Source organism: Flavobacterium sp. 9AF, from assembly GCF_902506265.1.
In the GTDB taxonomy this organism is placed as follows: Bacteria; Bacteroidota; Bacteroidia; order Flavobacteriales; family Flavobacteriaceae; genus Flavobacterium.
Genome location: NZ_LR733595.1, coordinates 1 through 8,904, shown reverse-complemented (window position 1 = coordinate 8,904; position 8,904 = coordinate 1). Strand labels below are relative to the sequence as shown.

Sequence of the window (8,904 nt, the reverse complement as noted above, 5' to 3'; positions counted from 1 at the left end):
TTTTAAAGGAGAATTTTTTATTTTTTTTAAATAATTATTTGCTTTAATAAGATGCTCATTTGAAGATAATGTATCCTTTTTTAATTCATATACATAAGCTTTGTATCCTTCTGAAAAAGATTTATGAAGATAATTGTTTGATTTTTCAATTACATCGCAATAATAATAAGCACTATCTAAATTATTTCTTATTTCTAATTTAATTTTTAATTTCAGTTTCTCAAAATCTTCATTTGTTAGAGTTTTACTTTGGGAGTAAATATTTGAAATTAGGAATAAGAGTATTAAGTTAATTGAAAATTTCATAGGATAATACAGTTGCTAGCGCAAATATAAACAAAGTAGTTAAAAGCTTAGATTGATTATTCAATTACACTTTAATAAAAATCTTCTTTTTATATAAAAAGTATAAGAAGAACCATTCTACAATAAGTAATCCGAGGATTAGAATAATGGGTTGGTAATTTCCAAATAACGAAGCAATTCCGCCAAAAATAAAATTAGAGGTAGCTTGAAAATGGATTATACCGACTGCCATATAAATAGCAATAGAGTTTAAACCAATGACTCTAAAAACAAAGATCCATTTTTGGTATTTCCAAACATCGATAACCAAATAGAATAGTGCTAACAAAATAAAACTGATACCTCCAGTCAACAAATTGAAAGTAGAGGTCCAAATCGATTTGATAATAGGGTAGACATTTTGTAACAGTAAAGCGAGTCCTATTAAAGCGATTCCTGTTATGATAAAGAATTGTACTTTTTTGTAAGCAGTAAAAGAATGGGAACGTAAAATAATACCAGCTAAGGTTCCCATTAAGGTAATGGCTGAAGCCGAAATAATACATAAAATGCCTTCTGGATCAAAGACAGTTCCATACAATTTTCCTGGAAGTAGGATTCGATCCAAATAACTATTTATACTTCCTTCTGGTGTTAAAGTACCTGCTCCAAAATTAGGTACCGGAACAACCAATTGTAAAATGGCATAACCCGCTAAAATTCCGATTACCCAAAAAAGTAAGGTTTTAAAATTTTTAAAATGTATTGCGATGAATGCTGCTATAGCATAAGCAATACCAATTTGTCCTAAAACACTAGCAATTCGCAACGTATCGAATTGAAAATTCAAACCACCATTGTAAATGATTCCTAAAAGAATAAGAATGAAAGCTCTTTTTAGAATTTTGGGATACAATTCTTTTGCCGTTTTTCCTTTTTCTAACTGACTAAATAATGCATAAGGAATAGCTACTCCAGAGATAAACATAAACAAAGGAAAAATCAAGTCGTAAGCATAAAATCCTTCCCATTCAGCATGATCCATTTGTCTTGCAAAAAGGTCTGCCCAAACCCAATTGGTTTCTTGTCCTAATGCTTTAAAAAACAAATCACCTCCAATGATCCAAAACATATCAAATCCTCTCAAAGTATCTAAAGCTAAAAGTCGTGGTTTGGAAGTATCGTTCATCATTTTTTTGTTTAGTTGATAAAGTAAATATAAAAAAAACACCAAAGCTGTACTAATTGGTGTTTTTAAATTCTTTAGTAATGTTGGTATGATTTATACGAATGTCATTGTTGTTGCTTTCGTATTTTGGTATTGAAATAATTCAGAGCAATCCATTACATTAGGAATACTATCGAGTTCACAAAGTTTTGATACAACTGCTTCTAAACCTTTAAATAATATATCTTTAGAAAGTGATTTACTAGCTTTACGATTCAATTGTAAAGGCAAACTATAGCCACAATGGGTTAAAAAAGCCCTTTCAATTTGTAATAATTCAAGCGGTGTGTACCCATTAAAAAGTTTCCCTAAACGTTGATTTACTAAACCAACATAGTTGAGTTCCAACGAACCATGATGGTCTGATAAATGTTTCCAATAATCGGTATTATCCAAAATATTTCCTACCGCACATTGTGTACACGATTCGGGATGTAAGGTATTACTATGAAAAGCGTTATATAGTTTTTTTACAGCAATATCAAATCGTTTTGTAGTTTCCATAAGCTAAATTTTGGTATTTTAAAGATACTAAAAATTTAGTTTAGTAACGAATTATTCAACAGGAATATACAAATCGAGAATTGCTTTTTTTTCAGGATGCTTATTGAAATCATTATGATACACTTCAAACGGATTGTGATCTGCTTTTTTATAGCCATTTTCATTCATCCATATAAATAAACCAGTCCAAGCTTTTTCTAAATCTTCAATTAACAATTCATAACTACCCACAATATACTTTCCTTTTGGTAAATGTCCTATATGAATCTCCCCATTAACGGCAATGGTTTCAGGTAAAGTAACCCCAATGCTCATGCGTACTTTATCAGGTGTCGTAATTTTAAAACTATCGTGAAAAACACGAATAATTTTGGAATGGTTATTTTCTAAAATTTGTTTTGGAGTACACCATTGAACTATTTTTTGAAAGGCTTTTTCTAATTCTTCCACACCTATATGAGTAACATAAGCATAAGGTTGGGTAGCCAATTCTTTAATTTCAATTTTTGCATGCATAGTCGTAAAATTTTTAAGATGTATTAGGTTACAAATGTAGGTTTCATAACTTTCCATTTGTTGACTATTCTTGCTATCTATTTGACTTATCTTGCTAAATTTATGAGGATGTGTTTTTCTAAAATCGGATGGATTTTGTTGGTAATAGTTTTTAAAGGTTCTCGTAAAAACGGCATTGCTAGTAAAACCTAATTGATTTACAATATCGGTAATTGTAAGTTCTTTTTTGTGTAGTAATAAAGCTGCAGCTTTTTCAATTTTTCTGCGAATGATATATTGGTTCAGCGTTTCATTGGTAATCATTTTAAAAATACGATGAAAATGAAAAGGAGAATAATAAGCGATTTGTGCTACGGTTTCTAAAGACAATTCGTTATCCAAATTAGCATCAATAAATTCGAAAACCGCATTCATTCTTTTTTGATATTCTTCTGTCATTGTAGTATTTTTTCAATTTCAGATTGATACATACTATTTTCATTCATACCATTGTGCCCTAAGTTGTCAAGTAAAATAAGTTGGGAAACACAGTTGCATTCTTTTTGTAATTTTTGCGAGGATTGATAAGGAATAACGGTATCATCTTTTCCATGAAATAAATACACCGGACAATTACAATTTTGTAGATACTGATTGTTTTCTAATTTATATTTTAAAATAAAAGTAGGTATAAAAGACATTTTTTGACGCATCATATCCGACAAATTATAGTAAGGAGCTTGTAAAATAAGTTTTTTAGGACGGTTTGTAGAAGCTAAATAAGAAGCTACGCCCGAGCCAATAGAATACCCCGTAATTATGATTTGATTTTCATTGTATTCTTTTTTTAACGCATTGTAGACCAAATTGGCATCATCAAAAAGTTGTTGTTGGTTTTCAATTTTACCTTCGCTTTTACCATAACCTCTATAATCTAAAATAAATACATCATAATGTAAACGCGTATAGGTTTCAGCTACAAAGCCCCACGAACTCAAATTACCTGCGTTGCCATGCAAATAAAAGATTAGCCCTTTTGAATTTTCAGCTTTAAAAAGTAGACCATTTAATTTTTTCCCGTCTAAAGTAATAAAGTTTCTTTCTTCAAAAGCTTGTTTGAATTTAAATTGAAATTTTGGATTTAATTTTGAGGGTAAAAAGATAATTTTTTCTTGATAGAAGTATAAAATGCCACAAAGCAAAATATAAAGTATGATAACAATTTTAAAAAAGGAAAATAGGATTTTCTTCATTAATTTTTATTGTGTTTCTTTTTTTTCTTCTTAGCTTCCTCTTTTGCCTCATGAAATGCATCTCTAAATTCGACATCATTATCCACTTGTCTTTTAAAAGCTTCAATCCAAGCATTTTGAAAAATATGAATAACAGTTGGCCAAACTCCAGCTTTTACATTATTTAAATCACCTTCAATAGGAATCTTGGTTGCTAATGTATTTGTTTTATGATTCTTAAGTGCAAATTTAAAGAAACCTGCAAAACCTTCCCATACTTTTTCAAAAAATCCGTCTTCTTTACCAATTAATTTAGAATCTTTTAAAAGTGGTTTAATATATCCTTTTAAATATCCATCTGCAATGGCCACTTCACTGTACAATTCAAAAGTACCTTTTTCAAAATCGATACCTGTATAATGATTTGATAAATCGTTTAATGCTGTAGCATTAGCTGATTGAAGTGCAAAAGAAAGATCCATATCGGGTATTTCTTTTATTAAATTGATATTTCCATTTACTGTCATTTTTCCATTACCAACAGATACTCCAGTGGCATGGAAAGGAGAAGGTAGGGTACGAGATTTCGCTACTACATTTCTAAGATTATCTGCATATAATTCAATTTTTTCAATATGTAAATCGATATCAGGACTCGCCTGTAGCTGTACAAAAGCGACTTTTCCATTGTGAACTTCAAAATGATTGATGTCTATAGGAATAATTTCGGTTAAGGCTTTGGTCCAATCCTCTACATCAGTTTCTTTTCCTTTAGTTTGTTGATCTTCAAAAACATAAATTATATCTGGGTTGTACATGATTACTTCACTAACAATTTTTCCTTTGAAAATTGATTTCCATTCGATTGAAATATCGCTGTTTGGAAATTTTAAAAATGGAATTTGTGTTTTGGCATTCACTTTATTTAAATACATACCTTTAATTACATAGGCTCCTCGTATTAACGCAATGTCAATATCTTCAACGGCACCATAATAACCAGGAATAGTTGCTAATGTTTTATTGATTTGGTTTTTTACCAATGTGGGTAAATATATTCTAAAAATAATAAGACCTATCAATAGTATAGCGATAATAATATATCGCTTTCTTTTATAAAATGCTATTTTTTTCTTATTTTCCATAATATAAAAGTACTTTAAAATGGCACGATTGACTTATATATTTTTTTTAAAATGTTATATAATTCAGTTGTCTTGAAATAGAAAAACAAGTAAGGGTATTATTATGCCTAAAAGAATAAATTTCCAACCTCTTTTTGTAAAATTATTTTCATTTTTATTAGCAATAAAAATTCCAGAAAAGGCCAGTATAATTATAGAAATTCCAAATATGTCAGAATAATATATCCACCAAGAAGATATATTTTTGTGTAAAAATAGGCTTTGGTAAATTACGGGCGTTTTAGTATAAAAAATTATTTCACCTTTTCCCGATTTCAAATCAATTATTACATCTGAATGATCGCATAAAATTTTTAAATTTCCATTTCTAATACAATAGTGATTTACTTTTTCAAACAATTGTATCCTATTCATTATTGTATTTATTTCTTGAAAAGATAAGTTTCGTTTTTTATTTTGTTGAATTTGAATCTCTTCAGTCAGGATCTTAAATTTTTCTGGTTTCCAATGATTCCTGTGATTCATTATAATCCCTGAAATTGAGTAAACAATAATTAGGCCGATATAAAAATAACCAAGATAAATATGTGTGTTTTTTATAGAGCAACTTTTCATGTTACTTTTTGTTTTTCTTTCCCCACCAAATTAAAAATCCGGTTATAGGTAATGAAGCGCAAATAAGGCTTAAGATGAAAGCTATTATTTTTCCAGGTAGTCCCAAAATCGCACCTATATGTGTATCATAATTAGCCGCAATTGCTTTTTCACCTAGGTTTTTATCTTCATGACTATGTTTATGAAGCAATTTTCCAGAATTTTCATCGAAGATTAAGCTGTGGTTAATATGATATGAATAATCAAGTTGTTTAACAAAAACGGAATAATTTGGATGCTCGTGATCGTCTAAATGTTTATGCCCAAAATCTAAAGAATAACCATAAGCATTAGGATATACTTTTTCAACCTTTTGCGCTATAGTATCTAAAGTACTTTCATTTTTTAGATAGGCAGGAGCAGTAGTAGTTATATGAGAAAAATCTGGATAAACAGTTTCACCTCCAGAGAAAGTGAAGTAAATAAATGCTTGTATAAAGAAAAAAGCATAATATAAACCCGTAATAGCAATTATTAAAGCTAGTATTGAACTATAAAAACCTAAAATATTATGTACATCATAGTTTTTACGTTTCCAATTTAATCCGTCTTTCCAATTAAACCAAAATCGTTGTTTTCTGGCTGCTTTATTCTTTGGCCACCATAAGATTATACCAGTAATTAGCATAATAATAAAAATAAGTGTCGGAATACCACAAACATATGCTCCCCATTCCGATTTTAATAAAAAACTAAAATGGATGCTTTTTACAATATTAAAGAAGTCTTTTGTTTCATCATAAACAGCTAATACGTCACCTGTAAAAGGATTTACATAAACCGATTTATAAATGATATATTCGTCAAAAAAATGCCAAGCTTTTGGATTATGTTCATAATAATAAAAAACATAACTCAAATTTTTATCTATTGGAATATTAACCCAATGTATTGGATATATTTCTTTTGTATGTTGATTTATTTTTTGTTCAAGTATTTTTAGGGGTAAAACTTGTTTTGAATGGATATCTTTTTCTTGGTGATAAATAGCTTCTTTTCTAAAATAGTTTGTAAATTCTGCTTGAAAAGCATAAAGTGCACCTGTAATAGAGATGATAAAAACAATTAGTCCTATCGATAATCCTAGCCACAAGTGAATCTTTCTAATTTTCTTTTTAAAATTATTTCTTTTCATAGTATAAAGATGAAACTCCTCATTGTTATGAATGAGGAGTTTTATTTGACTAATTTTTTTTCTTAAAATTTATAAGTTAAGCCAGCAGTAATGCTTCTTAACTGTTGAGGTGTTACCGTTGACCAGCCAGAATAATATTTTTCATTAAATAGGTTGTCCAATTTTAAAACCACGTTAAAACTTTCAGTGTTATAAGACAAGGCCGTATTTAGTACCGTGTAAGATGGTAATGTGAAAGTTCCAATATTAGATCTATTCAAAGTTTTATATTCACTTGCATAGTTACCTCCAAAACCTAAACCAAACCCTTTTAGAGACCCTTCGGTAAAGGTATAATTTGCCCATAAATTAATTAATGTTTCTGGGCCAGCTTGTTCTGGTCTTAATCCTAGATAACCTGATCCTGGTGTTTCGTTTGTTACTTCACTTTTATTATTACTAATACCAGTAATAATATTTAAACCTTTTGTAGGATTTAGTGTAAAACTTAATTCGATCCCTTTACTTTCTACTTCTCCACCTTGGGTGAAACCATTAATATTATTTGGGTCTGTCATTAAAATATTTTGAACACTGATATCGTAATAACTTACAGAAGCTGATAAGATGTCCTTGAATAGATTGGTCTTAACACCAAATTCTAATTGATTAGCATGTTCAGGATCATAGGATTCAATTCTTTGGTTTGACCCATCAATATTTGCAACTGTTTGTGGCGTAATATTTTTGAATCCATTCATGTAATTACCAAAGACTGAAACCTTATTTTCTATAATTTGGTAAACCACACCTAGTTTTGGAGATAAAAAAGTTTGATTGTCAATTTCTTCAGCATCCCATTGAGAGGGTTTTCCTCCAAAATTATCCAAACGCAAACTTGCCATGAAAGCTAATTTATCTGTTATATTTAAAACATCTGAAAAATAGACACTAAAAATCTCTTGTGTTGCTTCAGAATTACCAGTGTAAGTGCCAATTAATAATTCATCCGTTCCTGCGGCAGTCAAGTCTCCTGTATCTGTTCCATTGACTAAAGAAACAACACCATTTGCTACCCATCCTGGTCCTCCATTTGTTAGTCTTGAATTAAAATAATCTAATCCTACAGTTAATCTGTTACGTAAAGAACCAATTTTGAAGTCACCTATAAAATTTTGTTGAATATCAGTGGTATAATTTGTACCAATAGCTTTCGAAATGAAACGAGTAAATTCGTCACCATTAGCAGAATCCCAAAGATATTGATAATAACCATTTGTTTTTGTAGTACTTTTAGATAAAACAGTTTGAGAAGTCCATTTGTCTGAAAGTCTATATATTGCTTGCGCTTGTAAATTGAATGAATGGGTATTAATAGTCAAATCATTTGAAGTAAATGATTTTTTATAACTTTTTTCAAACAACTCCATAGAGTTGAATGATAGAGGAGCATATCTACTTAAGAAGATCATTGCCGCTTTGGCAGATGTACTTTTATAAAATTCTGTATTTATTAGGAAAGTTAATTTATCATCTACTTTATATTTTAAAGATGGAGCAACAAATAGCGCATTTGAAAATCCAGCATCTTGAAATGATTCACTATTAGTATATGCCGAATTAATTCTAAATGATGCCTTATCGCTTGCAGGTAAATTTATGTCTGTTGTAATTCTATTTAAACCATAAGTACCTGTATTATAACTTATTTCTCCACCAAAGTTATCATATGGTTTTTTAGTTACAATGTTTATTAATCCTCCATATGAAATTACACTACTTCCAAATAAAGTTCCCGAGGGTCCTTTTATTACTTCAATATTATCAATATTTATAGGATCAATGTTTGTGTTTGTTAATGCTGGTAATCCATTCACCATAGAAGGTTGTACAGAAAACCCTCTCATAGTATAGAATTCTGCACCATCACCATTTCTGCCTGTAGATTCCCAAAGTCTAGTTACACCTGTAGCGTTTTTCAAAGCATCATTAAGATTGGTGACCACTTGTTCTTTTAATAATTCATTGGTAACAACATTATAAACTTGTGGATTTTCAATATTTTTTAAAGGCATTTTACCTACTGTAGTACTTTTTTCGCGAGCATACTTATAATTACTCGTTACTGTAACTTCTTTTAAACTTTTAATCGTGTCTGTTTCTTTTTTTGAGTTTTCTTGAGCCAATAGATTACCAAAAAATAATAAACTGGTTAATGCAAAATAATATTTTTTCATTTATTTAGAT

General features: G+C 29.5%; 9 protein-coding genes. All 9 read right to left on the bottom strand.

Going from position 1 to position 8,904, the window contains the following annotated elements; translation table 11 throughout:
* Window positions 1-306: hypothetical protein (locus HALO113_RS16505; RefSeq protein ID WP_201297693.1), on the bottom strand; the 306-nt coding region annotated here is incomplete at its 3' end.
* 64 nt (window positions 307-370) lie between these two features.
* On the bottom strand, window positions 371-1,477 hold the full coding sequence (locus HALO113_RS16500; RefSeq protein WP_159780240.1) for an acyltransferase family protein: 1,107 nt from the start codon (window positions 1,475-1,477) through the stop codon (window positions 371-373).
* A gap of 90 nt (window positions 1,478-1,567) precedes the next feature.
* Window positions 1,568-2,017 (bottom strand): Na(+)-translocating NADH-quinone reductase subunit F, encoded by a 450-nt coding sequence (locus HALO113_RS16495; protein ID WP_159780239.1) that lies wholly within the window; start codon window positions 2,015-2,017, stop codon window positions 1,568-1,570.
* Window positions 2,018-2,068: 51 nt separating this feature from the next.
* Window positions 2,069-2,971, bottom strand: coding sequence for a GyrI-like domain-containing protein (locus HALO113_RS16490; protein WP_159780238.1), 903 nt, complete (start codon window positions 2,969-2,971; stop codon window positions 2,069-2,071).
* Window positions 2,968-3,765 carry an alpha/beta hydrolase gene (locus tag HALO113_RS16485; RefSeq protein WP_159780237.1) on the bottom strand — a complete coding sequence of 266 codons (798 nt, stop codon included), beginning with the start codon at window positions 3,763-3,765 and terminating at the stop codon, window positions 2,968-2,970. Before HALO113_RS16485 ends, HALO113_RS16490 begins: the two co-directional genes overlap by 4 nt.
* The gene (locus HALO113_RS16480) at window positions 3,765-4,889 is read right to left on the bottom strand and encodes a DUF748 domain-containing protein (protein WP_159780236.1); all 1,125 of its coding nucleotides are present in this window, start codon (window positions 4,887-4,889) and stop codon (window positions 3,765-3,767) included. Before HALO113_RS16480 ends, HALO113_RS16485 begins: the two co-directional genes overlap by 1 nt.
* A gap of 63 nt (window positions 4,890-4,952) precedes the next feature.
* On the bottom strand, window positions 4,953-5,504 hold the full coding sequence (locus tag HALO113_RS16475) for a PepSY-associated TM helix domain-containing protein (RefSeq protein ID WP_159780235.1): 552 nt from the start codon (window positions 5,502-5,504) through the stop codon (window positions 4,953-4,955).
* 1 nt (window position 5,505) lies between these two features.
* On the bottom strand, window positions 5,506-6,678 hold the full coding sequence (locus HALO113_RS16470) for a PepSY domain-containing protein (protein WP_159780234.1): 1,173 nt from the start codon (window positions 6,676-6,678) through the stop codon (window positions 5,506-5,508).
* A 62-nt stretch (window positions 6,679-6,740) separates the two neighbouring features.
* Window positions 6,741-8,894, bottom strand: a complete 2,154-nt coding sequence (locus tag HALO113_RS16465; protein WP_159780233.1) for a TonB-dependent siderophore receptor — start codon at window positions 8,892-8,894, stop codon at window positions 6,741-6,743.
* Between the last annotated feature and the right edge of the window lie 10 nt (window positions 8,895-8,904).